This is a genomic window from Candidatus Nanosynbacter sp. HMT-352 (genome assembly GCF_022819385.1).
Taxonomy (GTDB): Bacteria; Patescibacteriota; Saccharimonadia; order Saccharimonadales; family Saccharimonadaceae; genus Nanosynbacter.
This window is the reverse complement of record NZ_CP089290.1, coordinates 730,799-755,966: the sequence shown is the minus strand read 5'-3', so window position 1 is coordinate 755,966 and position 25,168 is coordinate 730,799. Positions and strand designations below refer to the sequence as shown.

The window sequence follows — 25,168 nt, the reverse complement described above, 5'->3', positions numbered from 1 at the left end:
AAAGGAATATGAGATGGATTTAAGAGCAATGCTACAAAAGCTTGATACCGCCATCAAGACGGTATACAAGACTACTAAAAAAGAATACAAAGACCCTCTGCAGGGCATTTTGTACGACATCACACCAGTAACGGGTGCGGTTAATAACATCGTAACACTTAACAGCGTGCCTGGCATGCGTGAGTTCAAATCAGAGCGCAAACATGGCGTGGCTGACAACACCGTCCACACGATTGCACCACGAAAGTGGGAGTCAACCCTGGACGTTGAACGCGAAAAGATTGAAGATGATGATCTAGGTCAGATTCCAAACCAAACCCGTGTTATGACTACTAAGAGTGGTCGTCACTACGGTGCGTTAGCTGTAGCTGCACTTCCTGTTGGCTTTACTGCTAACTTGAGCGACGGTAAGCCATTCTTCCACGCAGATCGTGGTAACTTGATCCCCGGAGCATTCAGTGCTGGAACGTTTAGTAAGGCTTTTGACGCATTAGTAGGCATGAAAGATGCTGATGGCGACTTTATCAACCCAATCCCAACCCACTTGATCGTTGGTCAGGAAAACCGCGAGGAAGCTGAGAAAATCTTGCTCCGCGAGAAGTTGGACAATGGACAGAGCAACACCAATTACAAACGTGTTGAGCTTATCGTTGACCCACGTATTGCTGGCAAAGCAGCATTCTTGGTGGCGGCTAAAGAGGGTATGTGCCCATTGACAATTGCTGAGCGCGTGAAGGTTGGTGCACCTGTTGCGAAGACCGACATAAACAGCGACAGGGCATTCGAAACTGATGTGTTTAGCTGGGGCTTACGTGGTCGTTACGACGCAGCTTACCAGGCAATGCAGTTTATCGTGACTGTGAAAGGTTCTTAGTCGGCAGACTTGAGGCGGGAGATGATTCGCCCGCCTTTGTTTGAGGATTAGGAGAAATAATATGAAGCACGAAATAAATCAACCTATCAAAGATATATTACAGGAAGCGGGATTGTATCACCGCCAGTTGTTGGAATTTAACGACGTTAACAGCTCGGTGATTTCGCTAGGAGACTACATCTTGGCTGACGTCAACGGCGACGATACAATTGACGTAAAAGATGTGCGAGTGCTGGTGGACAATAAGCTAGTCAAAGTAACCGAAGTAGACACCACCAATGCATTGATTACACTGGAAAAGCCGGTTGTTTCTGGGCAGGAAGTGTCAGTACGCTTTGCTAGTTCTAGTGTAGAGCCTGAATATGTCGAGAAAGTGCGAACTGAAGCACTGAGCGAAATCATATCAAAGATTCCATGTGAGGCTGCCTGGGCTGAGGAGTATAATCCAACATTACGCTACATTCAGCGGCTAATGGCTGCCGGTATGCTATTGGTGCGGGATTATGGATTTAATGAAGACATTGAAAATACCAGCAAGGATGGCTATAAGAAATTGGAGCTGGCAAGCGAAAAACTGAACACGCTAATTGCCACGGTTTGCGGCGAAGCCTGTTCAAGAAGTGCTCAAGGATTTGCGACACGGGATGATGGAGATCTTTTTTCAAAGAGACCGCATATCAGTAGCGAGGATTGGTAGATGGACGGGCAAAAAGTACCAATTTCTGTCACGGTTGATGGCGAGGAACTGAAGCAATTCAATCAGATACTATTAAATCGATGGAAGCGTGCTAGTAGTCTGCGTATACCATTGCAAGAGGCGGCTAATTTTATGCTAGATGAGATTGCCAAGAACTTTAGCGGCAAGCGTGGTACAGTTTTTGGTGCGCAGTGGCGTAAACGTAAGCGAAACTATCCGTGGCCGCTACTGAATAAAACGGGCAAGATGAAGGATGGTTTTAAGGCGGAAGTATACAGCGATAAAGCGGTGATTAAAAACCCAACGCGTTATTTCAAATATCATCAGATGGGCACGAAAAACATGCCAGCTCGCAAGATGTGGGGCATGACCGAGCCGCAAGCGCGGTACATTCGCCAGCGATTACAAATCTATTTAGAAGCTGAAGGAGAGAGATAATGCAATACGAAGACCCAATTTTAGCAAAGCTGCGCAACCTGTTAAATGAGCACGGCCCGAAAGACTTGAGAAATAAATACTATCTGGGCGATCCAATGGTGGTGGACAAGTCAAGCTTGCCGATGTGCTTTATTAGTTACGAGAGACAGAGCGTCATTGACGATGCTTCGTATTCAATCGAAACGCACTCGACAGTGTTAATCAACGTGGCATATGACCTAACTAGGGATTTTAATAGCACGGCAAAACGTAGTGGCAGCCATATGGCGCTGGTGAAAATGATTTGCGGGCGAGATAGTAAGAATAAATTACTACCTGAGACGATTTTATCTGTGCTGAGGCAATTCCAAGATGAGCAATCTGACGAGCTAATAATCGACCTGGGCAGCCAAACGGAAATAGAGTATGTAGTCAGCGAGCGGGGCGGCAGCGTATTTACTAACGAAGCTTTAATACGATTCACGGTGCGCACTCGCGACATGGTTGGATAAATGTAAGCGCCATGGTATAATACGGGTAGTATATGCGATCAGCCTTGGTCGCATTTTCTTTTGCTACTGACTGATTTCGCGTAAGAAAGGGATTAACCGTGAAGAAAGACAATCAGCCAGCAGCACCCGCACCGAAGCAGTCATTTTATCTGCCAGAGTTCGGCGTGTCTGTCGAAGCAGAAAGCTTTGAAGAAGCAGTTAAAAAAGCCAAAGCCGAAAATAAGGAGGGAGAGGAATAATGGCAGAGAAAAAGATTGTAACAGGTCGAAAGACCGCCGTAGGGTTGGCGCTGGAAGACACCAGAGGCACTGCTAAAATGCCGACGTATTTTTATCCGCAGTTGGATTTTAGCTTTAAGGACACACCAGAGACGAAAACTAACGAATCGGCGTACAATAACATCACAAAGAACAACGCTGTTGATGTGATGAGCGTTAAGGGCGAGGGTTCAATCGGCGGCAAGACGTGGGCAAAGGGACTTTATTACTGGCTAGCACTGGTGTTTGGTCAAAAAGCCGCAACGACGCCTGTTGCTGGCGATACGGGAGCTAAAAAGCATTTGTTCTCGCTGAATAATGAGAATACTCATATTAGCTCGACTATCACCATCAAGGAATCGGTGTTTTGCGGGCAGTTTCCGTACGCCATGATTGAGAGTTTTAAGATTTCATGGACACCCGATGATTATCCGAAGATTGAAGTAAGCTTGATGTCGAAAAAATCCAAGGATGTAACGCCGTCAACTGTTACTATTGCGTACGACTCAACCGAGACAGAGTTTATTCCAAAGGACGTGCTACTGAAAATGGCAGCCGACGCAGCTGGATTGGCGGCAGCGCCAGAACTCCAGGATGTTAAGAGTTTCAGTCTGGAAATTAAGAAAAATTTGGAAGCAGTTCAGACGTCAAGTTCTAAGGATGACATTCAGGAAATCTTTAACAAAGACTTTGAGGTTAGCGGCTCAATTGAGAAACTGTACACCGACGACACCTACAAAGGAATGATGCTAAACGGTACAACTCAGGCAATGCAATTTGGCTTTATCGACAAAAACCACAAAGCCGGTAACACCACGCCAACCAGTCTGCTGTTTACTATAAGTAAGGTAGCAATTTCCAGCCGAGAGCCAAGCTACGGACTGAGTGATATTTCAACTGAGACTATCAACTTTGAGGGCTTGCTAAATATTACAGACGGCAAGACTATCGAAGCTGAATTGGTTAATAAATATGAATACTAGGAGTAGATAAATGAGTAATCGAGAAGTGACAATTGAACTAAATGATGGACGTAGTGCTGTTATCCGCGGATTTATTCGCAATCGCGACAGAAGTATGTACCGACGGCTAATGCTCGAGGGGCAAACTATGTCTACTAAGGAAATGGAAGCCAGTGATGGCGAGGTAGATGTCGACTTGAGTAGAGTTATGGGAGCGAGCGATAAACTAATTGAGAAGTTATTGCTGGAGTATTGTGGCAGCCGTGAACAGCCATTTGAAGCACTGATGGACAGCGAATTTGGCGACGACTACGAGACTATCAGCAATAAGGTTATGGAAGTATTCGGTAGAGAGAGGGAGCTCCCAAAAGAATAGAGGCGTGGTCGATTAAGTATGACCGCGCCCTACGCAATGGTTCTGGCGAAGTGCCGCAGATGATCCAAATTGCGCTTATCTGTAAGGAATATGGATGGACGTACGATGAATACATGGATCAGCCAGAGGAATTTACCGCGGCCATCCTAGCACGGCGTCAAGTCGAGGCGGTAGTCGAAAAGGAGCAAATCGATAAGGCGAGGCAGCAGTAAGCTGCCTCTGCTTTTATCTGTGCTTGTCACAGGCGATGCCGTCACCGTCTCTATCAAGGTGTGATGCGTACCCAGGTTCACCTCGACGCATATGACTATAGCCAGCGGCGCGTGCCTCTTTGCAGCTGCTAAAGTTCGGGCCCGATGGAGCAGGCTGTGGTGAGGGCGCAGTCTGGCGAGGTGTAGCTACTGGTTGTGAGCGCGACTGCTGTTGTTGGCGAGCGCTAGCAGCGGCGGCTTCCTCTTGCTTTTTCTTTTCCTCGGCCTCTTTCTTGGCTTTGTCAGCACGTTCTTTTTCTTCCTGCTTGGCTTTTTCTAGTTTGGCGATACGTTCAGAGAATGGAGCGCGCTTGTCTTCTGGTAGTCTATTGATGTCTGATTTGGCACGAGAGATGTTTTCGTTGGTGGGTTGTTCCTCAGCCTTTTTTACTAGCTCCTCGGTATACTTGAGAGCTTTTTCGAGCTCTTGTTTGTCGTAGTCGGCTTTTGTTTGGCGGTGAAGCTTAATCGTTTTATCACTGTGGCGTTTGCCGTCAGCAATAGATATAGAGATATCGCTGTCTCCCTCTTTAATATTTTTAACTTCGTATTTGATATTACCAGCTGCGTTTTTGCGGTCGTGGATGTCGGTTTTGTCGCCTGAGACTTTTACCTCGGCAAATGAGCTAACACCCGATATTTTGGCGGATAGCTCAAGCCTGTCGGTGTAGTAATCAAGCTTGATATTGTCCTCTATGTCAGAGATAACGATTGGAACATTGTCCTTTTCGAGGCGAGACTGCTCCATCACATTGCTGACATGAGCAATGACGAGAATAGCTATGATGATACCGCCCAAAATAGCCCAGCCTCGCTTTTCGTTTTTGGTAAGCGGTCTATTCTTATTTTCTTGGTAGATTTGCTTGAAGCTTTTGATAGATGGTTTAGCTTTGTCAATTTTATTAGATTCAGCAGATTTTTTGCGACGGAGAGATAGATTCATTTGGAGGACTCCAGGTTTAATTTAGAAAGAACATATTTCTTAAACTTAGTTGATTTTGAAGTGTGAGACATGCTTTCAAGGTTTGTCGCAGTTGTAGCCATATCACCTGTGTTCGTATAGTGTTTTTCAAGGATAAGCTCTACGTTACCGCTTTTTGTATATAAGACATTCTGCACATAAAAGCCACTGTCGTACTTTTTCTTCTTTACGGTCGCCCCAGCAAGACCAAAAGCAACAACCCTGGCGGCTGAAGTCTCTTTACCGCTAACGCGCCGTTCGTTGCCAAAATCGAAATCAAAGCCTTCGATCTCTGACCAGTCAAAGTGTCTAGCGAGAGCCCATTGTCCTTTATTGAAGGACAAGTCCACTCCGTGTTCATCACACCTGAGACTAGCGTTTAGTACTGAGTCTGGAAGCTCTGGATGAGACCCTTCGTATTTCCCGATAATTGTAATTGGTTTTGGTGTTTTATCTTTCTTAAATAGACTAAACATGGTGGTAGTTTATTTCCTTTCCTTATGGAGGGATTATACCACGATGTGATATAATATGAGTAATATATGCGGACTTTGAGCCGCATTTTTTTGTTGTTTTTCGTCCGCTAGAAAAAAGAAGGCGGAAGATGAATAACAGCACACTCACTCTGACAATTCGAGCAAACGTATCAGCCTTGCAGGCTGCCTTAAAGACTGCTCAGGCGAGCGTTAAAAGTTTTAGCAGCAATGTAGGTAATAAACTAGTCGGCAACGCTGCTAATTTGAAGGACGCCTTTAGTCAAGCGGGCGGATTCATTGAATCGACGCTGAAGCGCGTCGCTGCGGTGGCGGTGGGTGGTAGTTTTGGGTTGATGTCGTTCGTAAAAAGCGCATCTGAATTGCAGTCACTGCGATCGTCTTTTGAATCGCTAACTGGAACAGTAGAGGCGACGAATGTCGTCATGAAAACACTGTATCAATACGGCAAAGAAACAGCCTTTGACAATAAATCCATCCAGGCGACTGCCAAAATGTTCCTAGCAAACGGCGTGGCGGTTCAGGATTTGATGGGCTGGATGAGAAATTTGGGCGACTTGGCGGGTGCAACTGGTGCAGATTTACAGGGCTTGGCACTGCCAATTACGCAGGCAATCGGTAATGGCAAGATGATGACACAAGACTGGTATCAGATCATCAACCAAGGTGCTGGTGGATTCAAAAAATATATCATTGCAGCGATGGGGGCGGGTCATTCCATTCAGACGTTCGGCGACGACCTATCGAAGGGCAAAGTTACGGCTGATGTACTACGTAAGGCACTCCAGATGGCGAGTGATGAGGGTGGTATGGCTTTTCAGGGTGCGATTAAGCAATCCCAAACATTCAACGGACGCATGAGCAACTTGCTGGAAACAATTACCAACGTAGGCATGAAAATTGTTGGCGTGGATGCAGAGACTGGACAAGTCAAAGCTGGCGGTGTGTTCGACAAAATCAGCAAAGCCGTTGAGGATGCGACAAATTGGCTGGAAAAGAATAAGGATAAGATTCAGAAGATTGCGGATATAGTAATAAATAATTTCGTACCAGCAGTAACCGCTGCTGGCGTTGCCCTAGTGGCTATGAAAGTGGGATCGTTCGCTGCTAGTATGATTCAATTTGCGAATGCTATTCGTGGCGGGAAAACGGCCATGGAAGCATTTAATTTAGTAACTGGTAAAAATCCGATGCTTTTGATTGTTGCTGCTATAGCAGCGGTGGTTGGAGCATTGGTGTTTTTACAGGTAAAGTTCAATATATTCGGCAAAGCGTGGGAGGCTATAAAATCCGCTTGGAGTGCTGCTGCTAGTTGGTTTGGCGGTATCTTTAACGCTATCGGACAAGTTGTAAGTGACTTTGTTGGCGGCGTGCTTGGGTTTTTTGGTGATATTTGGAATGGGATAGTTGGCGTATTCAATAGCATAGTGTCGTTCGTGCAAGAATGGGGGCTTTCTATTTTAGCGGTAATCTTCGCACCGATATCTCTTGTCATTGGATTATTTTTCATGTTCAAGGATCAGATATTTGCCGTATTTCAGGCAGTTTGGAATTTTATCGTGGCAGTATTTACGCCAATAGTACAGTTCTTTGGCGGTGTGTTCAGTGGCGCATGGAATATTATCGTGAGCGTGTGGAATACAGTTATTGGCTGGTTCGGCGGCGTGTGGAATGGCATCGTCGGTGTATTCGCTGGCGTGGCAGGCTGGTTTGGTGGTATTTTCCGTGGAGCATGGAACGCTATAACTGGCATATTTAGCGGGCTAGCAGGATTCTTCGGCGGCGTGTGGAACACTATCACTGGAATGTTCGGAAGACTGGGTAGCTTCGTTGGCAACGCTATTGGCGGTGCGGTCAGAGGTGCAGTTAATGGTGCACTAAGCATGGTCGAGAAGATGGCAAACGGGTTCATTGGCATGATTAACGGTGCGATTGGAATTATCAACAAGATTCCAGGCGTACATATTGGTAATATTCCAAGCTTACATATTCCGCGAATGGCGACCGGTGGCATCGTTACTCCGCAGGGCGGCGGTTCGATTATTTATGCTGGTGACGGCGGGCAGAACGAATGGGTCGTTCCAGAAAGTAAGATGGCAAGCCTGGTGACGCAAATTAACAAGCGCAGCGACGGAGTTGGTGCACGAGATGTCAACATTACCGTAAATGTTACTACTAGAGATGAGAAATTTAACGAGGAGGATGCAGTGAATATCGCAAAGCAAATCAATCGAGCACTAAAAGCACAAGGATTGCGACTTGATCAACTAGGAGCACTCCGATGATACGATTAAACGGACAAGAAATACCAGTATATCCAAGCGGCTACGACGATTCGCCGGTGGTGGTAAAGACTGACAATCTCTCAATTAATGGCAGTATTGAAAGGCATAGCTTTCCATCCAAAAAGCGTGCCAAAATGACATTTACAGCGGTAACGCCAGTACAATTTCGATTCTTTGAGGATATCTTTAATGCCGCTGGCACGGTGAGGTTTTATAACGACCAATCAAAATACGGCGTGCTTCAGTTTGACGGGATTATGACAGACTGTGACACCGACGAGTATATTCGCGGCGGCAGCTTGATGACGAGCCTAACCGTAACAATTCGGGAGGTGTAAATGCAGGCGGTTTCGTCTAATTTCATCAGCAAGGTTGACGCACCGCGCAAGCAGACTGATTTTGCGGTTATGCTGGGGTGGAGTAAGCAAATAAATCCGACTACGCGGTTCTTTAATTTGGATTCCTCAGCACTGGACGACGGAGATTTTCTGAAAGGGTCGGGCGACGTGGTAACGTTTTTCGACAAATATGCGTACACGGACGAGAGTCGTTACGTCAAGAACTTCAAAATTAGTAAAAAAGTGAGTAGTTACTCATGGGGCGTCGTCACAGCTCAGGCGACAATCACACTGAATAACACGACGGGGCGGTTCCTGCCAGAAAAAGATCCCGTGATTGGAAAGTTCATCAAGGCGGGGCGACCGATAAAAATATTGACTGGATATGATGGCGAAATGATTACGAACTTTGTTGGGTTCGTGGGTACACCGGCAATAAATATTGTAGAGCAGACAGTGGAGCTGACGGCATTTGACGCAATCACCTACCTGGACACAAAATATTCCAATTTGCCGGCGTTTGTGGGCAAGTTTGCGCACGAAATTGTGCGAGATTTACTGATTGAGCAGGGGCTCAGTACCAACCAGTTTGAGATCGACCGGTCGCAACAGGTGGCGATTGGTTATTTATCGCCAAAAGACAAGAGCGTGACTGATTTATTGAAAGAGCTAGCAGAGGCGGAAGCAGCGCTGGTGTTTGTTGACGAGCAGGGCATAATTCGCTTTTGGAATAGGACACACCTGGCAAAGACGCAGCCGACAGCTCATACATTCAGTTATTCTAATTTGACTAACTTGCAGATTAAGTCAACGCCAGTGATAAACTCGGCGCAGGTGGTAGCAAAGCCGTTCAAAGTACAGGCATTTCAGAAGTTGTGGGAGCTGGAACAGGGTAGTGAACAGACGAAAATAAGAGCTGGTAAGACTATCGACATTTTCGCTGAGTTTCAGGATAGTGTTGGGGACTTTTATGCTGTAAGTGTAGATAGACCAGTTCACGCAAGCAGTAACTCTGGTACGTCGATGTATTCTGGCACGAAAAATTCTGACGGTGGAGGCGGCGCAATCAATGTACAGCTGGTGTCGGTGTACAACTTTGGCAGCACTTACAAAATGACCTTCCGTAACAACTCAAGTGTGGACGGATATGTTAATCGTATCCAGTTATGGGGCGTACCGGCAAAGGTAACGCAAGTAATTACCGAAAATGCCGTGAGTGAGCCAAGCATTGAACAGTACGGAGTCAATCCTGACACGTCAACCGGTTTTGGTGCAGAGGTATTGAAGATTGAAAATAACCTGGTGCAGGATGTTGGCGGTGCGAGGGCGATCGCTAATAACATCGTAACGTTGTACTCAAAACCAAACAGACAGTTCAAGTTGGATAACTTTTTTGTGCCGTATTTACAGATTGGCGATACGGTGGACTTGCAGATTGATGAGCTGGCTGATAGTTTCAGCTGCTTTATTACCAGCTACGAGCTGGCAGGCGGCGTGAATGCTAATTTTCGACAGAGCCTGGAAGTGGAGGAGCGTCCGAAAATTAGTGCGTTTGAGCTGGACAAGTCAACACTGGATGGCGGAGATGTGCTAGCAAACTAAATGTGGTATAATGTAAGCAGTATATACGACCAGCCAGAGCGGCGGTCGTATTTTTATTGGAGGAAATAATGGATAGCGAGACAGCCAAGCAAACGCAAGATCAAGCCGAACTGGAGAAAATGGCAGATTTTTATGCTCAACATTACAGCCAGGTGTACTTTGTGAGATGTCTGAAAACTAATCTGGTAGTCGCAGTTGAGTGTTTTCCGGCAAAGACAATTCAAGGCTTTTCAGCAATTAACGCACCTAGGCGTGGGGGCAACCGTGATATTTATGATTATCAGGGGCTATTTCTGACGACCCGTGAGAGGCTAGATAAAACGCCTGAAGGATTTCCGATGATTGGTTATGAAGCATTAACCGGCAACGACACGCGGTTATCTAAATTTGAGAGAGGAACAATAAATCCAGTGCAACCAGGCGAGGCTAGTCCAGTAGAGCTGGTGAACTCATTTGCTATGAGCCCGTTCGAGCGAGCGCAGCTAGAGAGTGAAGTGGCACTAAAGCAAAGTGTCCATAAAGAGCAGGCAGATTACGAGCTGAAGTATAGCGATAAAGGTATGATTATTGAGCGATTTGAGACATTTCAAATAGAAAGGGTGAGATAGTATGGCGTATGTTAACTTAAATTTTGTGCCGGGCGAAATTTTAACAGCGGCAAAAATGAATCTTTTGGCAGCAAATGACGCTAGTTTTCATGATGGAACGGGGATAGGCGATGGTTCTATACAACCAGATAAATTAGCAGATAGCCTTAAAGCCTATAAATCTACTGAGATGGATACTGGCAGAAAATGGATCGATGGTCGACCGATTTATCGTAAGGTTGCGCGTGGTGCGGTCAATATGATTGGTGGGAACAACACCTCAATCCTGCCTCATGGCATTACCGGCTTGACTAACGCCTGGGAGCTGATTTCGTGGTCTGGCAATATGAGATTGTCCGGCGTATTGTCAAACAATCCCATAAAACAGGCACTGCCATATATTGAGGGGACGCACCAAGCTGGTATTACCTCCATTGATAAAACGAATATTACTATTTCTGGCAGTTATGCTTGGGGCAGTTCGGAAGTGAGTGTTACTATGGAGTATGTTAAATAATTAAGCTGCACCAATCGCAACCCAACTAAAGTAATACACGCCTCTAAGCATAGCGCCGTCAAAACGCCGGCAACGTGCCGTAAACCCTGAATTAGTAACGCCAACAGCTCCAAATGTTGCCCCAGCCCAAGACGGATTTGGTGTATCTGACCACGGGTCGCTAGCGTTGCCGTAGCCGTTGTACGTGCAAATGATAGTTGGTATCATTCCGTTCTCAAATTCCTTTGGAAACGTGACTGATGTCGTAGCTTCTACGGTATCAGTCGGCACTCTTACTCTTGCTCGACCATACTGGATGATAGCAGGTACAACTGGCAGAGTGGCATTGTCTTGTTTCGATTGAATAAAATCTTTCCAGCCAATATGTTGTGGTTGTATAGAACCATGAAAAATGCATTATGTTTACGGTAAAATCGTGGTATAATGTAGGTAAGTATATGCGTTTCAGGACGCATATTTTTATTTGGTTGCGGCCTGGGGTGAGAGAAAGGAGACTGACAAAGCATGGCAGCAGCAAATAATACTAACGAAGCGGAGCTATGGCAAAAATTAGGAAAGATGGACGCCGATATACAAAACATCAGGAATCAGATAGAGTCAATCAGCGCAAAGATTGACAGACTGGATCTGACGGTGGTAGTAGAGCGGCTAGTGAAGCTGGAAAAAGACGTAGGAAATCATGAAGATAGGTTGGATAAGCTGGAAGACAACCAAGCAAGGATAGTTTGGTTCATCATCGCCGCCGTGGCTGGAGCAATACTGAAAATGGTAATTATCGATAGGATAGCGAAATGAGTATGTTGGAGCAGTTATTTTTTATGGCGATATTTGCAGGCGCGTTTAGTGGTGCAGTAGTTGGTTTACTGCTTGCGGCAACTTTCAAATTTGTTTATCGGTTCATTAAGAAAGTGTTAAAGGAGGAGTAGGAAATGTCATACCAAGAACTAACACAATTTAACTCGCCGAACTATACGCCCGAAAGCCAAGTATCAGCGGTGTATGGCATGGCACGAGTCGTAGAGGGTGTAACGTATCACTGGTGGGGCAGTAATTCAGACTTTATGTCGATAGTGAATTATCTATGCCGCGCTAATGGTAATACCTCAGCGCACACTGTCGGCGAGGCGGGCAGAGTGGCATGGATTATAGATGCTGTAAACGCCGCTTGGCACGCTGGTAATGCTAGAGGTAACGCTACAACGGTCGGTTATGAATGTAATACACGCCTTAGCGATGGTGATTATGAGACGATGGGCGAGTTCCACTACGATATGGAGAAAGCTTACGGCCGCCGCCTAAATATTTACGTGCATAAAGAATGGTTCAACACTAGTTGCTCACCAATCGACAAGAACCGTATCCGTGCAATCGCTGATCGCTATCACGCTGGCGGCGGTTCGCGTCCGACAGTCAACGAGACGCAGATTCGCGAAGTGTTCCGCTCAATTTTAGGGCGTGAAGTTGACCCAGAGGGTTTACAACACTACTTGGGGCAAGCTGCTAAGGGATGGTCAATCGACCAAATTCGTGCTGATGTAAATAACTCTCAGGAGGCGCACCAACGACGTGCAGAGCTGGCTCGCCAAGCGGAAGAATTGAAACAAAGCGAGTGGGTGCGTAACCTGAACGATATTGAAGATATAAAACTGGTCGTCGCACCAGTCGCAGGACTACGTGCCGTCAATATGGTAACCATGGAAGCGTTTGGTAACGTGATTCCTAGAGGGACGGTTATCGATATCGCCAAGGAGACGATAGTGCAGGGCAAGAAATACTACCTATCGCAGTACGCCGTTAAGAATAGCAAGCCGTTCGGCATCGCGGCGACAGAGCTAGTTGCGCCAGCTGATCCAAATAAAGATAAGCCGGCATGGCAAAAGAATCTGAAGGATATTGCCGACCAAGACTTCTGGACGCGTTCAGAGTGTGAGGTTACTGACCTAACTACTGGAAAATTAGCAAAGAAATTACCAATGGGAACAAAGGTTCGCGTCACTCATGTTACGAGACTGGTTGATGATGACTTGATGGTGTTAGAGGGCGGTACGCTAGCAATCGATAAGCTGTATCTAAGCGATAAGCCAATCGATAGCCTAGAAAAGCGAGTTTCGGCGCTGGAGGTGCTCGTCAATAAGATCATCGAATTTTTAACCAATTTATTCAAAAATTTTAATAAATAATAAGGAGGACAATGATATGAAATTGACTAAAGAACAATTACTCAAAATATTAAAAGTTGCGCTGTATGTGGGAGTTTCAAACGCGCTGGGCGCGCTAGCGGCGTTCGTGCAGGGTAACCCTGATGCGTTCGGCATTTATGGCCCGATTATTAACGTGTTGCTGGTTACCGCTATACAGTTGTTTAAGACGGAGGAATAAGATGCTGAGACAGGTCGTGCCAGTTCGCGGTTCAATCGTCGGACACTGCTATTACGATGCAACTGAGCGCGACCTGTCTGTCGGAGCAGAAGATAAGGCGGAAGGGTCTCGAGCTGGCGACGTTGCCAAGTATATATCACTAGGCAATCAATCGTCGGCAGTGCTGTATATCCGCATGCTTATGCCTCACTATGCGCAGATAGTTGAGGCTTATTTGGATTTGTGGTGCGTAGTGGCTGGTAACAATGGTGTACGTGCGGTTTTTGCGCCAGTTGATGGTTTAACGCCAGTAGCATTATTAAGTGATCAGATTGACGAGATGTGGCGTAGACTGTATGGTAAGAGCGATTCAATAAAAGCAGAGAACGGCAGGATTCGAATTGCTGGACTTAATATGAAGCCAGTCATTCCTGAGAGAACGCGCGAGAGCGAGCTAATGGCGTTGGTGTTAGCGTTTGACACACCGCCGCATAGCTTTAAGTTGGAGCGATTAAATTTGCTACTGGGAACGGAGATATTGGTATGATTGGCGATAGGCAAGAGAAGGGTTATCGAACTGGGCAAATAAAAGGCAATGATTATATTTATATAACTGGCACGCCTGGTATGGGCGGTAGCGCCGGCAATAAAGGCGGCGCACCTTTTAGATATTTATGGTGGGCGGTAGAAGCTCACAAGTTGGCAGTATTAAACACCAAACTGGAGATCGTCAATGATAACTTTGAACTATTTGACCACTACATCGATCCAAATGCCGGAATCACCACAAATACTGCTCAAGCCTACCGAATATTATTGTCAACGAAAGCGCCCGTTGGCGACGTGGTGGATTATTCGGCGGTTAAAAGTAATACCGATGTAGTAGCTGGATCCGGCATTGGCAAGATGCTGGTAGCTGACGAGACTATGCTACCGCAACCAACAGATGTTGGATACAACGGCAAAATCTATGTAATTATCGATATGATTAGCACTGGTAAGGCGCCATTAGGAGATAAACTGCTAAACAATAGCCCTGAATATGAAGCTATGCGAACTAAAGTGTATGATTACGAGGCGCGTCTATGATTGGTAGCAGAAATCAGGAATATCCTTACCAGTGCAAGACCGTGTCGCTGGCGGATGCGCAGTGCAGATGGCTGGAGGCACATACGCTGGTGGTATTTTTACCAAGGGATTTGATAGAGATAAAAAACCTGTTTGTTTATCTGGCAATTGGTTTTGACAAAATTGAACAGCTGGGACAAATGATAGAGAACACTACGCCGCCAGAGCTGCGTAAAATTGGCTGGATAGGCGGTAGCGGCGGACGTAAGATATTTAATACTGGATTGGAGGGTGATGCCGCTAGTGTAAAATATGATTTCTCAAATGAACTGGAACTATTTGGACTAGTAAAGGGCAAGCCAACAGAAGTTAACGGCACAAAAACACTTAGATTGGAGTTTGGCTGCGGTAATTCAAGTAGCAATGGAATGTTGTATGGAAAGGTAAGATTATGGAAAGTGGACATGGTTTATACTACGCAAGGAATACGGTAGAGCCGCCACGTCCGAGCCAGAAGCGATTGAAAAAGAATGCCATGGCGGAGATGGGTGAAGTTATCATGACTGACAGGCAGATCGAGCACAGCCCAAAGGTGTGTGCGACGTATCAATGTGTGTGGTGCGGCATCACAAGTGAAACACCGACGATTATTTGCAGGCACTGTCATAATTGTCAATATTGCGGACAGTATCAGGGCGGCGGATATGATCATGAGTGTATTCGTTGCGGTAATCATCTTTCTTGATTTCGCTATCATAATTTGCTATATTAATAGAGAACAACAATCGAGCAAGGGAGACCTCAGTAAAATAGTAATGTTTTTTGCTGGGGTTTTCTCTTTTTTGACCTCAAACTTATATCAAAAATAAGTGAGGGTAATATGTTCGTTGTAGACAATAAACGAATCGCCACGATGCGCAAACACCTCGGCAAAGCGTCAGAACTAATCAAAGACGACGCATATTTGCCAATGTTTCGTAATCGGCAAAAGAAATATAAACAAGAGTTCGACGAATCAGTTGAAGTAGCAAAAACTAAACGCGACCCTGAGAGGTACCTCGCGTCAATTTGGTCGCTAAAAAATCTGGAGAAGTCGCTATTGTGGATGCGCGGTCGAATTGCCAGAGCGATCAATGAACTGGCGCGGCAGCGGCAAGAGAAGAAACAACGGAAAATGGAGGAAAGAGCCAGACGAGATATGAATTATAGCGGTAGAGCGAAGATATCGCAGATGTATGGCGATATGGGTATTTGTCTAAAAAGCTAGCTTGGCTTGAAAAATGGAGGGTAGCGCCCGGAGAAATCTAGCGGCGTGATTTTTGCGTGTCTACTGCTAGATATTAGATAACCAATAACACTATTTGTAAAGCAAATAACATCAGCTGGCACGAATTAGGTGAATAATTTTGCCTAAAAAGCTAGCTTGGCTTGAAAAATGGAGGGTATAGTGGGTGATTTTTCATAATAATTAACCAGAAACGGTCTATATAGACTTGGAATAAATATTCCAATGATTATAACGATCTATATAGACACGAGGTGGGAGATTTAGGAGTTTTACGATGAAGATAAAGCGAACGCCAGCAGAGAATCAGTTGCGAGTTTACTTGAAGTGGTGTATGAATGTGAAGCAACTAACCCCTTCAACTATGGCAACAAAACGTAGTGTCTTAAGTAGATTTATTGCCCAGACAAATATTGAAGATATGTCGCAATTAACTAATAAAAAGCTTGATCGATGGATTGAGAAAAAGGCATTGGGACAGCTCGGTTCGAGGTGTAATTCTACAACGATACGCACTAATGTTGCTACGGTGATATCGTGGATAGCTTGGCTGCGAGACATGAACTATCCGATGAAAATCAAAACCCGGATGGTAGTAAAGCCAAAGCCTGCACCATGCCGCCGAAAATGGTATACATCGGAGCAGATTGCAATGGTGCTGAGTGGTTGCGATGATTTGCTTACTGAGGTGATGATTCGTGTACTGTTTGATACGGGGATGCGCGCACAGGAGTTTGCGAACTTACGCCTGAACGACTTGAATGGACGAACGATCTATACAGTGGGCAAAGGACGAAAGGACGGCTGGGTGTACATTTCTGACACGACCCGCGAGCGGCTAGACACATGGATCAGGGCGGCTGGCGTGATCGACTACATGTGGATTAAGACGACAAGGCGCAACTACTTTGAGCCGCTAACGGTTGACGGTATCCGCAAGAAAATACAGCGGCAATTTCGCGAGGCGGGGCTGGAGGGGTTTCAGCTACACGAACTGCGCCATAGTTTCGCCACTGACGTGCGCAAGCGTGGTGCTGACGTCGATGTAGTGCGGAGATTATTGCGGCATTCGAGCCTACAAGTAACGCAGCGGTATTTACATAATTTGGACGGCGATATGTGTGAGATTTGGGACGAAATCAAGAATTATAAGTTGGCGGCAAATGCGCATGCTGGGACGGCTTGTATAAGAGGCGAGATTGTGAATGTTTAGCCGACATATTGACAAAACGCTTTAGGTTTGCTACAATGAAAACATCAAGGTAAGGACAGCAAGGATTGCCGCCATGAACCTTTCACTTTAACAATCTGGAAATTACGATTTATGAAGTAATTAACAGATTGTTTCTATGGTATAATATAGGCATGAATCCGCAAACATCCTCGTCAGAAGATTTAACGCAGCCTGTTGCGTACGATGCTGATGGTCGACCACTATATCATCATCCACCGCAGACTGGTCGTCCAGCTCCGGTTGTGGCGCAGACGAATTCTTATGTGACGGCAAAACCGGAAATTATTGATGGGGAGAATTTTGATCCGCGATTGCGTAGTCAATATGCTAATGAACCGCAAGTCGTACATGTTGCGCGAGATATTGACCCGAAGCCGTTTACTATTAGCGATGACCTGAGGCAAAAGCATGAAAAATCAGTTCAACAATACCCGAATCTCAATTTGAGCGAAGGCGAATATATCATTTTGGATATTAAACGCCATCCAATTGGTATGCTAATTCCGACGGGAATCTCGGTTTTCTTGGTGGTGATGATCATGGTGTTTGTGATGTTTTATCCGTCAATTGCTCGTGACGCAATTATCTCGCCGATGCCTTCGCTGACCGATGTATTTGGCGTGGCGATGTTGCTTATCGGGCTGGTTGCGCTTGGTGGTGCGGTGTCTTTGTGGATATATTTGCAAAATCATTTTTACATGACCAACGAAAGTGTAATTCAGGAAATCCAGGGTAGCTTATTTTATAGGCACGAGCAAACGGTGAGCTTAGGCAGTATTGAAGATGCAAGCTTCCTCCAATCTGGAATTATTCAGACTCTTTTCAATTATGGCACGATTCGCCTCAGCACTGAGGGTGAAGAAACGACATATATATTCCATTTTGTGGCAAATCCACGCAAGCAGATTGCGATAATCAATAATGCCATTGAAGACTTCAAGAATGGCCGCCCTGTTTGTGATGATTAGCTAATTATTTATGGCGACTTTCTTTTATGTAGTCATCTTCATCGACAAGCGTCGCGACAAGTTTGTATGACTTACATTTTCCGTCATTACAATTTGAAGATTCATAACGATAACTGCTGTCTTTTTCGCCAATTTTCTTACCTTGTGGATCTTTTAATAATGCGGGATCCATAGTCGAAAGCGTACCTTCTTCTAACTTTTCTGGGTAATAGCCATTTTTAACGTAAAAACCTTCTTCCAGGCTATAATGCATAGCGTTAATCGCGGTGCGTTTTTTGGCGTTGTTTGATTCGTTGGTCAATTTTGTATATTGTGAGAAACCTAAGATTGCAATGATAATCAAGAAAGTTGCTACAACCAAAAGTTCAATAATAGTGAAACCGTTTCGCTTATTCATGAATGTAATTATAGCAAATCTTGCGACAAATCGGTATAATAAAGGAAGTAACTAAGGAGGGAGTGCTATGGCAAAATCAGACAGTAAAACAGTAAATCCAGAAAAGTCAAGTCAGGCATCGGATAAAAAAGTTGATGAAGGCAAACTTAAGGCGCTTGGTCTAGCGATGGATCAAATCACCAAGCAATTTGGTGACGGATCAATTATGAAATTGGGCGAGGCTCATAAAGTCGATGTTGAAGTAATTCCTTCTGGTGCTTTGAGCTTGGATTTGGCGCTCGGTGGCGGATATCCAAAAGGTCGTATCATAGAAATTTATGGGCCAGAAAGCTCGGGTAAGACAACATTGACGCTTCACGCTATTGCAGAAATTCAGAAGCAGGGTGGAACGGCAGCGTTTATTGATGCCGAGCACGCGCTTGATCCAGCATACGCTAAGCGTCTGGGTGTGGACACGGAAAATTTGTTGGTTTCTCAGCCAGATAACGGCGAGCAAGCATTGGAAATTACGGAGACGTTGGTCCGTTCTAACGCGGTGGATTTGGTGATAGTTGACTCGGTGGCTGCCTTGACGCCACAGGCTGAAATTGATGGCGATATGGGTGATTCTCATATGGGTCTTCAGGCTCGATTGATGAGCCAGGCTCTACGTAAATTGACAGGAATTATCAATAAATCAAAAGCTACGGTTATCTTTATCAATCAGATCCGTATGAAAATTGGCGTGATGTTTGGTAATCCTGAAACGACAACTGGCGGTAATGCGTTGAAATTTTACGCGTCGCAGCGAATTGATATTCGTCGAATTGGTCAGATTAAAGTTGGCGATGATATTATTGGTAACCGCACGAAAATTAAGGTCGTGAAAAATAAGATTGCGCCGCCGTTCCGTGTGGCTGAATTTGATATTATGTACAACGAGGGAATTAGTAAAACTGGCGATATCCTGGATTTGGCGGCAACGCACGGTATAGTTGAAAAGTCGGGTGCGTTTTATAAATATAACGGCGAAACGATTGGTCAGGGGCGCGATAAAACGAAGACTTATTTGAAAGAAAATCCTGAAGTCCTGGCAGAAATTGACCAGAAGGTACGTGATAAGGTAAAAGAAGTAGAAAACTAATGCGCGCAGCAGATACTGCATATCCAGTCGAAAAACATATGGCGTCAGTCAGTCTCGTCTTTGATGATGAGCAAAATGCGTATCTTCGCGAGTTGTCAGAAACAATGAACCTTGACTTTGGTGAGTTTATCCCACACGTGACACTGATTAATGTAACTGAGCAGGATATACCGCGTCTCAAGTTAGCTGCCGCCGCGCTGCCGTCTCTAGACAAACTGGTACTTGACGGTGTCAACTTCTTGCCAGATGAAGCTGGTAACTGTGTTTGGGTTGAACTGCGCGTACAGAAAACCTCCTGGATGATTGAAGTACGTCGGAAGTTGCTTGAAATGCTGGATGATATTCATCCGGGGCTGGATATCGATGGATTTCGCCCACACATTACGCTTGGCATTGTTGAGGCTGGTACGCTTGGCGATGTCGATATGAGCGCTATTCCGCGCCAACTGCCGGCTATTACTAAGCCGCGTGCCGCTGCTTGTTATAACGGCGTACATGGCAAAGTGGTTGAGGTGATCGAATAGTCCACCAGTAGCTAGCGTATAATTTTAGCGTTATAATAGTTTTATGAAAATCACCGATATTTCTCTTCAGGCTCGTGATAAAAATCGTGTCAATGTAAGCGTTGACGGGAAATATCGTTTTAGCTTGGACGTATTTCAGGTCGGCGAGCTGGGTATTAAGATTGGTCGCGAATATACGGAAGAGGAAATTTCGAAACTAGAAGACGATAGCCAGTTTGGCAAGTTGTATGCTAGGTCTATAGAATACTGCTTAATGCGTCCGCGAGCCATCAAAGAAGTGCGCGATTATCTGCGCAAGAAGACACTAACCACTCGTCGACGTTCAGCGAAAACTGGAAAAATTATTGAACGCCCCGGAGTGAAGCCGGAGATTACTGAGCGCGTCTTGGATCGTCTTATTGAGAAAAAATATTTGGACGATGAAAAATTTGCTCGATTTTGGTTTGAGCAGCGGTTCATGAAAAAAGGCGCCAGTATTCGCCGTTTGAAATTGGAACTGGCGCAAAAGGGAATTGATAATACAACGATTGAGTCGTTAGTTAAAGAGAATATTCGCTCTGATGACGAGGAATTGCGGAAGATTATTACTAAAAAACGTTATCGATATAGCAACCAACAGAAGTTTATGCAATATTTGGCTAGGCAGGGTTTTTCTTACGACGACATTAAGAAGGCTCTTGAAAACCCAAATGATTAATCGACTTTTGTAGATTCTGGTTGCGGACGAGGCTGCTTGCGAAATGGATTTTCGTATGAATTTATCTGCGGAATAGGTGTTTTTTCGGCTATGTGCGAGATGGTTGCTGATTTTACAACAATTTTATCGTCGGTTACTTTTACAATCTGAGAATGATGAATAAGCAATTCTGTGTCGCCAAAACTTTTCAAGAACGGTCGCCGAACTCGGAGTTGTTGTATAATAAAATTCCCAGCCGCCAACGTATATCCGATAACTTTTCCGATTTTCTTATTTTTTTCATCAATAACCAACTTGTCTTTTAATGTAAAATTGATGTCATAAATTTCTTTTATAGCAATCACGTCATCAATGCCAATGATCTCATCGGTTGAATCGATAATCATACCGAGCGGCCCAATTTCTCTGACGTCGTCAATACGAAGCAGGCTAGGATGTTGGTCCAAAAGTCGCCCCTCGAGCTCATATGCGATTATGGACAAATTCTTCGGATTGATAATTTCCCGCGATGTTCGCGCCAGTTCGGAGCCCGTCTGAAGACTCATGACGGGAATATCAAGGAAGCGATCTGCGGATATAAGCATAACTATATTATAAACGGTTACGTTCTATTCGGCAAATGGATTGGAGCGACCAGCTGGCAGACTAAATGAGTCGTTTGCTGAAGTTGACGGTCGGAAGTCTTTAATAATTTGCATGGTTTTTTTATCGAAGCTTATTGATGCGGTTTGTGGTTCTTCGGTAGGAACCGCTAAAAGTCCGCTTAAAAGAAATATCGCGATTGCTACGCCTCCGATTACGACAACGCTATATATTATCACATGAAATCGCCACAGGAATTTAGATAGTGATTTTACGATTGGTTCGAGCTGTTCTGATATTGATGGACTCATCGTGTATAAACCTTTACTTCAAGTGATTGGATTGATATTTCATGATTATTTGCACCTCTGGAAATTGACACGCCTAAAAGCTGCATTCGGGTGACATTTTTTTCAATAAGACTAAGGAAATGTAGGAATTTCGTGTAATCTATATGATCTCCCAATTGAATTGATACGAAGGTGCTTTTCACCCCAGCAGGGCTGGCGGGTGTCCGCTTGCTAGATTTCGCTGTCTTAGCAGAAGTTGTTGGTTCGTTTTGGAAAGAGAAAGCTTTAATCGGAATGCCGGCGCGGTCGGCGTAGGTATTTAGATCTTGGATGATCTGATTTTGATATTGATAAAGTTTCGATTCTGAGACGATATTCTTTGCTTTTTTAACCGTGTCGGAATTGCGATTGAGCTGAGATTTCGACGCTAGCAAACTTTGTATTTTTGCATCAACTGCAGTTGCTTCTGTTTGCATTTTCCCAACTTCTTCTGATGTTTTGCTTAGGAATGAGTAGGCGAAAATAACTAGTCCTACCATTGCTGACAATATTATGAGCAATAATAACGACAGGACAATTCGCGCGATACTGGCATTTAGAACTTTTTTCATTGTTTTAAGACCTCTGGCTTTGGTGTAACGCTAATTGTTATAGTGATTGGATAATCCGCAGGTTTGTCTGACGATTGGTTGCCGCCGCTGTAAACAACGGTCTCCAGGTGAACGTCGCTAAATATCTCTGATTTTTCTAAACTAGTTTTTATTCGAATAGCATCATCCTTATTTTTTCCAAGAGCTGTTAATGACAATGGTTTATCTAACGCTGAAGTGTCTAGTGTTAGAGAATCCAAAACCATGCCTGATGGTATATATTGTGCAATTTTTGGAATAATTGTAGAGTAATGGGCCTCGCTGCTAATGATCGCCTTAGCTGAGTCGAGGTCTTTCTTAAACTCGCTAACTTCTTTTTGTGTCGATTGGTATTGAGCAAGCTTAGCGTTTCCTTCGTCGATGTTAGCTTGAGCTGAGGTGCGACTATTTTCTAAGAACAGATAAAATCCGCCAATAGTTAAGAATAGCAAGCCCGCAAATATCAATGATATGATGCAGTACCGTCTTAAGATGACATTTACTCGTCCGGCGCTGATTTGCTTTTTTTCTTGAGGAGGGAGAAGGTTAATCATAAATATCCTCCTGCTTGATTAAGGCTAGTCCTGCGACTGGTGATAGCTGAGAACGGAGCTGTTTTGCCGGCTGCTCTAGTCCATCGAAATTCAGCATTTGCCACGGACTTGCCACGCGTGCTGGCATTAATAATTCGTTTGTGAAAAAATCACCGATTCCTGGTAAGTTGCCGCCACCGCCAACGATGAGAACTTGTTCAATTTTTTTCTCATCAGGGAAGCGGTCTGTGTAATATCGCATAACGCGCTTAACTTCATTGGTCATTTTTTCCAAACTTGGGCGCAAGGCTCCTGCGATTCTGGCTTGCCTTGGGCCGGGATTTAATCCGTTTAATACCTTAAATTGATGAGCTGTCTCAATTGGTACATTCATTTTTTTAGCTAAATTTAAGGTGAGCGAATAGCCGCCAACATTTAGGCCGCCAGTCACTCGTATGTCAGAATCTAGAATCGCGATATCTGTAGTTGATGTGCCTATGTCGACGATAATAGTGGGGAGCATTCCCTCTTCCGTGCGCTTCAGAAGCCTAGCGATCGCACTGATGTTTGGCTCAATTATTGCAACTTCCAGGCCGCATTGTTTTGTGGCATCCAGCATACTGTCGATCATTTTCTTCGGTGCGGCACACATTAGCACACTAAGTTCATCTTTCGTGCGATTGATGATTCGATAGTCCAAATAAAGAGAGTCTAATGGAGCTGGAATGTATTGTTCGGCTTCCAAATTTACCGCACTGCGAATATTACTTTCTTCTTTCACAGGCAGGCTAAATGTCCGCGAAAATGTTCGGTTAGTTGGTATACCCAGCGCTACGCGATTGCTGTTAATTTGTCCTACGACGTTTTTCTTCAATAATGTTTTGATATTCTGCGCCAAATATTCAGTGTTGTCTGCAGAATTTCCGTCGCTTTTTTGAGAATCGAGGTTGATCGATCCATATCCATGAACCAGCATCCGATTTCTATCAATCGACATTACTTTTATGCTTGTTCGGCTGATATCTAGGCCGATGATTGGTTTTTTTCTATAAAATATGCTCGACACGTTATTATTTTCCCACCTATATATCGGTATTATAGCATAAGCTTTTTTGAAAAACTATTATTCCTTAACTTGACCCGCCATACTTGTAATTGGACCCATAACACTAACCGCCACCAGGGCAATAACAATACCCATAGCAACGATCATCACCGGCTCAATAATAGAGCTAACGCCGTCAATCGCGGTATCGACCTCTTCCTCGTAAAAGTCAGCGACTTTAACCAGAACCTTGTCTGTTTGTCCAGTTTCTTCACCGACAGACAACATCTGTGCTACGATTGGCGGATATAAATCGTCCTGCTCTGCGATAATTTTTGATAAAACTTCACCGTTTTGGACTCGCCTGGTGGCTTCTTTTAGGGACTTTTCGTAGGCGACATTTCCGACAGCGCGCGAAGTTACATCCAGCGCTTCAAGTACAGCCACACCCGCACCAATAAGAGCGGAGAAGGTTCGAGTAAAGCGGGCGATTGCCACCTTCTTAACAATTGGACCGACAGCTGGAACTTTGATGATAATATTGTGAAATTTTACGCGACCTTTTGGAGTTTTAATATAGCGAATCAATAGCCAAATGCTTCCGGCAAATATTGGAATGATTATATACCAAAACGACACTACAAAATCGCTAATTCCGAGCATAATCTCAGTAAGAAGTGGCAATTTGGCGTCAGGTCCGCCCATGTCTTTAATGGTTTTACCGATGACTGGAATAATGAAGATCATCAGGATAAAGAAGGCAATAATCGTAATGATTAAAAGTACGATCGGGTACGTCATGGCGCCTTTAATTTTTTTCTTCATGGATGAGTTTTTTTCTTGTTGTAGGGCCAGGCGCTTTAAGATGTCATCCAAAATACCTCCAGTTTCACCCGCAGCAACCATGTTCACGTAAATATCATTGAAGGTTTCTGGGTGTTTGCTCAGGGCATCCGCAAAAGACATACCACCTTCAATGTCTTTAATCACGGCGTTGATCGTGTCTCGGAAATTGGCGCTTTCGGCGTGTTTTGCCATAGAGTTAAGGGAACGAAGAATAGGAACGCCAGCTGAAACCATGGCGCTTAATTGGCGAGTAAACATCACCAATTCTTCGGTCTTGGCGCCTTTCTTTTTCTTGCCGAAAGAAAAACTAAGCTCTTTTTTTGCGCCTTTTTCTTCAATTTTTATCAATTGTCCGCGTGACCTCAAATTGTTAATAGCAGACAGTTTGTCGGCCGCTTCAATCGTTGAAGAGACGGTCTCTTTCTTTTTATTGACAAGCAAATATTCAAAAATTGGCAT

At 44.7% G+C, this 25,168-nt stretch carries 35 protein-coding genes; 25 read left to right on the top strand and 10 right to left on the bottom strand.

The features are described 5' to 3' along the window. The first annotated feature begins 13 nt into the window (after positions 1–13). The 8 genes from LRM44_RS04035 to LRM44_RS04000 all read left to right on the top strand — a co-directional run bounded on the left by LRM44_RS04035 (position 14) and on the right by LRM44_RS04000 (position 4,307). Positions 14–874 carry a Mu-like prophage major head subunit gpT family protein gene (locus LRM44_RS04035; protein WP_243803852.1) on the top strand — a complete coding sequence of 287 codons (861 nt, stop codon included), beginning with the start codon at positions 14–16 and terminating at the stop codon, positions 872–874. Between the two features lie 61 nt (positions 875–935). Beyond that, positions 936–1,571 carry a hypothetical protein gene (locus LRM44_RS04030; RefSeq protein ID WP_243803851.1) on the top strand — a complete coding sequence of 212 codons (636 nt, stop codon included), beginning with the start codon at positions 936–938 and terminating at the stop codon, positions 1,569–1,571. Next, positions 1,572–2,009, top strand: a complete 438-nt coding sequence (locus LRM44_RS04025; RefSeq protein WP_243803850.1) for a hypothetical protein — start codon at positions 1,572–1,574, stop codon at positions 2,007–2,009. Next, complete coding sequence (locus LRM44_RS04020; protein WP_243803849.1) at positions 2,009–2,500, top strand: hypothetical protein; 492 nt, start codon at positions 2,009–2,011, stop codon at positions 2,498–2,500. The genes LRM44_RS04025 and LRM44_RS04020 overlap by 1 nt, the downstream gene beginning before the upstream one ends. 98 nt (positions 2,501–2,598) lie before the next feature. After that, a complete protein-coding gene (locus LRM44_RS04015; RefSeq protein ID WP_243803848.1) occupies positions 2,599–2,739 on the top strand; it encodes a hypothetical protein in 141 nt (46 codons plus the stop codon). Further along, positions 2,739–3,740, top strand: coding sequence for a phage tail tube protein (locus LRM44_RS04010; protein ID WP_243803847.1), 1,002 nt, complete (start codon positions 2,739–2,741; stop codon positions 3,738–3,740). The genes LRM44_RS04015 and LRM44_RS04010 overlap by 1 nt, the downstream gene beginning before the upstream one ends. Before the next feature lie 10 nt (positions 3,741–3,750). Beyond that, on the top strand, positions 3,751–4,095 hold the full coding sequence (locus LRM44_RS04005; RefSeq protein WP_243803846.1) for a hypothetical protein: 345 nt from the start codon (positions 3,751–3,753) through the stop codon (positions 4,093–4,095). Positions 4,096–4,154: 59 nt separating this feature from the next. Continuing rightward, complete coding sequence (locus LRM44_RS04000; protein WP_243803845.1) at positions 4,155–4,307, top strand: hypothetical protein; 153 nt, start codon at positions 4,155–4,157, stop codon at positions 4,305–4,307. 13 nt (positions 4,308–4,320) lie between these two features. On the opposite strand, the gene LRM44_RS03995 is transcribed toward LRM44_RS04000, so the two are convergent. After that, positions 4,321–5,289, bottom strand: a complete 969-nt coding sequence (locus LRM44_RS03995) for an excalibur calcium-binding domain-containing protein (protein WP_243803844.1) — start codon at positions 5,287–5,289, stop codon at positions 4,321–4,323. Then, positions 5,286–5,783, bottom strand: coding sequence for a hypothetical protein (locus tag LRM44_RS03990; protein ID WP_243803843.1), 498 nt, complete (start codon positions 5,781–5,783; stop codon positions 5,286–5,288). The genes LRM44_RS03995 and LRM44_RS03990 overlap by 4 nt, the downstream gene beginning before the upstream one ends. Before the next feature lie 128 nt (positions 5,784–5,911). On the opposite strand from LRM44_RS03990, the gene LRM44_RS03985 reads away from it, so the two are divergent. The 5 genes from LRM44_RS03985 to LRM44_RS03965 all read left to right on the top strand — a co-directional run bounded on the left by LRM44_RS03985 (position 5,912) and on the right by LRM44_RS03965 (position 11,130). Beyond that, on the top strand, positions 5,912–8,086 hold the full coding sequence (locus tag LRM44_RS03985) for a tape measure protein (protein WP_243803842.1): 2,175 nt from the start codon (positions 5,912–5,914) through the stop codon (positions 8,084–8,086). Next, positions 8,083–8,424, top strand: a complete 342-nt coding sequence (locus tag LRM44_RS03980) for a hypothetical protein (protein WP_243803841.1) — start codon at positions 8,083–8,085, stop codon at positions 8,422–8,424. Before LRM44_RS03985 ends, LRM44_RS03980 begins: the two co-directional genes overlap by 4 nt. Next, positions 8,425–10,026, top strand: a complete 1,602-nt coding sequence (locus tag LRM44_RS03975) for a hypothetical protein (RefSeq protein ID WP_243803840.1) — start codon at positions 8,425–8,427, stop codon at positions 10,024–10,026. A gap of 68 nt (positions 10,027–10,094) precedes the next feature. Further along, positions 10,095–10,634 carry a hypothetical protein gene (locus tag LRM44_RS03970; protein ID WP_243803839.1) on the top strand — a complete coding sequence of 180 codons (540 nt, stop codon included), beginning with the start codon at positions 10,095–10,097 and terminating at the stop codon, positions 10,632–10,634. Position 10,635: 1 nt separating this feature from the next. Continuing rightward, complete coding sequence (locus LRM44_RS03965; RefSeq protein ID WP_243803838.1) at positions 10,636–11,130, top strand: hypothetical protein; 495 nt, start codon at positions 10,636–10,638, stop codon at positions 11,128–11,130. On the opposite strand, the gene LRM44_RS03960 is transcribed toward LRM44_RS03965, so the two are convergent. Beyond that, a complete protein-coding gene (locus LRM44_RS03960) occupies positions 11,131–11,427 on the bottom strand; it encodes an H-type lectin domain-containing protein (RefSeq protein WP_445083035.1) in 297 nt (98 codons plus the stop codon). It lies immediately after the preceding gene. Between the two features lie 207 nt (positions 11,428–11,634). On the opposite strand from LRM44_RS03960, the gene LRM44_RS03955 reads away from it, so the two are divergent. The 9 genes from LRM44_RS03955 to LRM44_RS03915 all read left to right on the top strand — a co-directional run bounded on the left by LRM44_RS03955 (position 11,635) and on the right by LRM44_RS03915 (position 18,043). Continuing rightward, the gene (locus LRM44_RS03955; RefSeq protein WP_243803836.1) at positions 11,635–11,925 is read left to right on the top strand and encodes a hypothetical protein; all 291 of its coding nucleotides are present in this window, start codon (positions 11,635–11,637) and stop codon (positions 11,923–11,925) included. 134 nt (positions 11,926–12,059) lie between these two features. Further along, positions 12,060–13,310 carry a peptidoglycan recognition protein family protein gene (locus LRM44_RS03950; protein ID WP_243803835.1) on the top strand — a complete coding sequence of 417 codons (1,251 nt, stop codon included), beginning with the start codon at positions 12,060–12,062 and terminating at the stop codon, positions 13,308–13,310. Between the two features lie 16 nt (positions 13,311–13,326). Further along, positions 13,327–13,509 (top strand): hypothetical protein, encoded by a 183-nt coding sequence (locus LRM44_RS03945; protein ID WP_243803834.1) that lies wholly within the window; start codon positions 13,327–13,329, stop codon positions 13,507–13,509. Between the two features lies 1 nt (position 13,510). Next, complete coding sequence (locus tag LRM44_RS03940) at positions 13,511–14,035, top strand: hypothetical protein (RefSeq protein WP_243803833.1); 525 nt, start codon at positions 13,511–13,513, stop codon at positions 14,033–14,035. After that, positions 14,032–14,577 (top strand): hypothetical protein, encoded by a 546-nt coding sequence (locus LRM44_RS03935; RefSeq protein ID WP_243803832.1) that lies wholly within the window; start codon positions 14,032–14,034, stop codon positions 14,575–14,577. Before LRM44_RS03940 ends, LRM44_RS03935 begins: the two co-directional genes overlap by 4 nt. Further along, the gene (locus LRM44_RS03930) at positions 14,574–15,050 is read left to right on the top strand and encodes a hypothetical protein (RefSeq protein WP_243803831.1); all 477 of its coding nucleotides are present in this window, start codon (positions 14,574–14,576) and stop codon (positions 15,048–15,050) included. Before LRM44_RS03935 ends, LRM44_RS03930 begins: the two co-directional genes overlap by 4 nt. A 386-nt stretch (positions 15,051–15,436) precedes the next feature. Beyond that, on the top strand, positions 15,437–15,823 hold the full coding sequence (locus tag LRM44_RS03925; RefSeq protein ID WP_243803830.1) for a hypothetical protein: 387 nt from the start codon (positions 15,437–15,439) through the stop codon (positions 15,821–15,823). 295 nt (positions 15,824–16,118) lie between these two features. Then, the gene (locus LRM44_RS03920; RefSeq protein WP_243803829.1) at positions 16,119–17,054 is read left to right on the top strand and encodes a tyrosine-type recombinase/integrase; all 936 of its coding nucleotides are present in this window, start codon (positions 16,119–16,121) and stop codon (positions 17,052–17,054) included. A 152-nt stretch (positions 17,055–17,206) separates the two neighbouring features. Beyond that, positions 17,207–18,043: a PH domain-containing protein gene (locus tag LRM44_RS03915; protein WP_243803828.1), complete on the top strand. Its 837-nt coding sequence runs from the start codon at positions 17,207–17,209 to the stop codon at positions 18,041–18,043. Positions 18,044–18,047: 4 nt separating this feature from the next. Here the strand turns inward: LRM44_RS03915 and LRM44_RS03910 are convergent, their stop codons facing one another. Beyond that, a complete protein-coding gene (locus LRM44_RS03910) occupies positions 18,048–18,440 on the bottom strand; it encodes a type II secretion system protein (RefSeq protein ID WP_129635074.1) in 393 nt (130 codons plus the stop codon). A gap of 67 nt (positions 18,441–18,507) precedes the next feature. Here LRM44_RS03910 and recA point away from each other — a divergent pair, with 67 nt between their 5' ends. The 3 genes from recA to LRM44_RS03895 are packed head-to-tail and all read left to right on the top strand — an operon-like array spanning position 18,508 to position 20,784. Next, on the top strand, positions 18,508–19,563 hold the full coding sequence (recA, locus tag LRM44_RS03905; RefSeq protein ID WP_259373133.1) for a recombinase RecA: 1,056 nt from the start codon (positions 18,508–18,510) through the stop codon (positions 19,561–19,563). Further along, the gene (locus LRM44_RS03900) at positions 19,563–20,087 is read left to right on the top strand and encodes a 2'-5' RNA ligase family protein (protein ID WP_243803827.1); all 525 of its coding nucleotides are present in this window, start codon (positions 19,563–19,565) and stop codon (positions 20,085–20,087) included. Before recA ends, LRM44_RS03900 begins: the two co-directional genes overlap by 1 nt. 43 nt (positions 20,088–20,130) lie before the next feature. After that, entirely contained in the window at positions 20,131–20,784 is a 654-nt protein-coding gene (locus LRM44_RS03895; protein WP_243803826.1) for a regulatory protein RecX, read from the top strand. Here the strand turns inward: LRM44_RS03895 and LRM44_RS03890 are convergent. From LRM44_RS03890 to LRM44_RS03865, 6 genes are all read right to left on the bottom strand, one after another. Further along, entirely contained in the window at positions 20,781–21,368 is a 588-nt protein-coding gene (locus LRM44_RS03890) for a PRC-barrel domain-containing protein (RefSeq protein ID WP_243803825.1), read from the bottom strand. The two genes, LRM44_RS03895 and LRM44_RS03890, sit on opposite strands and share 4 nt — an antisense overlap. Positions 21,369–21,392: 24 nt before the next feature. After that, a complete protein-coding gene (locus LRM44_RS03885) occupies positions 21,393–21,605 on the bottom strand; it encodes a hypothetical protein (protein WP_129635067.1) in 213 nt (70 codons plus the stop codon). A gap of 68 nt (positions 21,606–21,673) precedes the next feature. Next, positions 21,674–22,267, bottom strand: a complete 594-nt coding sequence (locus LRM44_RS03880) for a hypothetical protein (protein ID WP_243803824.1) — start codon at positions 22,265–22,267, stop codon at positions 21,674–21,676. Then, positions 22,264–22,839 (bottom strand): PilN domain-containing protein, encoded by a 576-nt coding sequence (locus LRM44_RS03875; RefSeq protein ID WP_243803823.1) that lies wholly within the window; start codon positions 22,837–22,839, stop codon positions 22,264–22,266. Before LRM44_RS03875 ends, LRM44_RS03880 begins: the two co-directional genes overlap by 4 nt. Continuing rightward, a complete protein-coding gene (gene pilM, locus LRM44_RS03870; protein ID WP_259373132.1) occupies positions 22,832–23,884 on the bottom strand; it encodes a type IV pilus assembly protein PilM in 1,053 nt (350 codons plus the stop codon). Before pilM ends, LRM44_RS03875 begins: the two co-directional genes overlap by 8 nt. A gap of 57 nt (positions 23,885–23,941) precedes the next feature. Continuing rightward, positions 23,942–25,168, bottom strand: a complete 1,227-nt coding sequence (locus tag LRM44_RS03865; RefSeq protein WP_243803821.1) for a type II secretion system F family protein — start codon at positions 25,166–25,168, stop codon at positions 23,942–23,944.

Bases quoted from the DNA above. Each gene is read 5' to 3' on its own strand.
- LRM44_RS04035 (WP_243803852.1), top strand. From the start codon at position 14: ATGGATTTAAGAGCAATGCTACAAAAGCTTGATACCGCCATCAAGACG.
- LRM44_RS04030 (WP_243803851.1), top strand. From the start codon at position 936: ATGAAGCACGAAATAAATCAACCTATCAAAGATATATTACAGGAAGCG.
- LRM44_RS04025 (WP_243803850.1), top strand. From the start codon at position 1,572: ATGGACGGGCAAAAAGTACCAATTTCTGTCACGGTTGATGGCGAGGAA.
- LRM44_RS04020 (WP_243803849.1), top strand. From the start codon at position 2,009: ATGCAATACGAAGACCCAATTTTAGCAAAGCTGCGCAACCTGTTAAAT.
- LRM44_RS04010 (WP_243803847.1), top strand. From the start codon at position 2,739: ATGGCAGAGAAAAAGATTGTAACAGGTCGAAAGACCGCCGTAGGGTTG.
- LRM44_RS04005 (WP_243803846.1), top strand. From the start codon at position 3,751: ATGAGTAATCGAGAAGTGACAATTGAACTAAATGATGGACGTAGTGCT.
- LRM44_RS04000 (WP_243803845.1), top strand. From the start codon at position 4,155: ATGATCCAAATTGCGCTTATCTGTAAGGAATATGGATGGACGTACGAT.
- LRM44_RS03995 (WP_243803844.1), bottom strand. From the start codon at position 5,289: ATGAATCTATCTCTCCGTCGCAAAAAATCTGCTGAATCTAATAAAATT.
- LRM44_RS03990 (WP_243803843.1), bottom strand. From the start codon at position 5,783: ATGTTTAGTCTATTTAAGAAAGATAAAACACCAAAACCAATTACAATT.
- LRM44_RS03985 (WP_243803842.1), top strand. From the start codon at position 5,912: ATGAATAACAGCACACTCACTCTGACAATTCGAGCAAACGTATCAGCC.
- LRM44_RS03980 (WP_243803841.1), top strand. From the start codon at position 8,083: ATGATACGATTAAACGGACAAGAAATACCAGTATATCCAAGCGGCTAC.
- LRM44_RS03975 (WP_243803840.1), top strand. From the start codon at position 8,425: ATGCAGGCGGTTTCGTCTAATTTCATCAGCAAGGTTGACGCACCGCGC.
- LRM44_RS03970 (WP_243803839.1), top strand. From the start codon at position 10,095: ATGGATAGCGAGACAGCCAAGCAAACGCAAGATCAAGCCGAACTGGAG.
- LRM44_RS03965 (WP_243803838.1), top strand. From the start codon at position 10,636: ATGGCGTATGTTAACTTAAATTTTGTGCCGGGCGAAATTTTAACAGCG.
- LRM44_RS03955 (WP_243803836.1), top strand. From the start codon at position 11,635: ATGGCAGCAGCAAATAATACTAACGAAGCGGAGCTATGGCAAAAATTA.
- LRM44_RS03950 (WP_243803835.1), top strand. From the start codon at position 12,060: ATGTCATACCAAGAACTAACACAATTTAACTCGCCGAACTATACGCCC.
- LRM44_RS03945 (WP_243803834.1), top strand. From the start codon at position 13,327: ATGAAATTGACTAAAGAACAATTACTCAAAATATTAAAAGTTGCGCTG.
- LRM44_RS03940 (WP_243803833.1), top strand. From the start codon at position 13,511: ATGCTGAGACAGGTCGTGCCAGTTCGCGGTTCAATCGTCGGACACTGC.
- LRM44_RS03935 (WP_243803832.1), top strand. From the start codon at position 14,032: ATGATTGGCGATAGGCAAGAGAAGGGTTATCGAACTGGGCAAATAAAA.
- LRM44_RS03930 (WP_243803831.1), top strand. From the start codon at position 14,574: ATGATTGGTAGCAGAAATCAGGAATATCCTTACCAGTGCAAGACCGTG.
- LRM44_RS03925 (WP_243803830.1), top strand. From the start codon at position 15,437: ATGTTCGTTGTAGACAATAAACGAATCGCCACGATGCGCAAACACCTC.
- LRM44_RS03920 (WP_243803829.1), top strand. From the start codon at position 16,119: ATGAAGATAAAGCGAACGCCAGCAGAGAATCAGTTGCGAGTTTACTTG.
- LRM44_RS03915 (WP_243803828.1), top strand. From the start codon at position 17,207: ATGAATCCGCAAACATCCTCGTCAGAAGATTTAACGCAGCCTGTTGCG.
- LRM44_RS03910 (WP_129635074.1), bottom strand. From the start codon at position 18,440: ATGAATAAGCGAAACGGTTTCACTATTATTGAACTTTTGGTTGTAGCA.
- recA (WP_259373133.1), top strand. From the start codon at position 18,508: ATGGCAAAATCAGACAGTAAAACAGTAAATCCAGAAAAGTCAAGTCAG.
- LRM44_RS03900 (WP_243803827.1), top strand. From the start codon at position 19,563: ATGCGCGCAGCAGATACTGCATATCCAGTCGAAAAACATATGGCGTCA.
- LRM44_RS03895 (WP_243803826.1), top strand. From the start codon at position 20,131: ATGAAAATCACCGATATTTCTCTTCAGGCTCGTGATAAAAATCGTGTC.
- LRM44_RS03890 (WP_243803825.1), bottom strand. From the start codon at position 21,368: ATGCTTATATCCGCAGATCGCTTCCTTGATATTCCCGTCATGAGTCTT.
- LRM44_RS03880 (WP_243803824.1), bottom strand. From the start codon at position 22,267: ATGAAAAAAGTTCTAAATGCCAGTATCGCGCGAATTGTCCTGTCGTTA.
- LRM44_RS03875 (WP_243803823.1), bottom strand. From the start codon at position 22,839: ATGATTAACCTTCTCCCTCCTCAAGAAAAAAAGCAAATCAGCGCCGGA.
- LRM44_RS03865 (WP_243803821.1), bottom strand. From the start codon at position 25,168: ATGCCAATTTTTGAATATTTGCTTGTCAATAAAAAGAAAGAGACCGTC.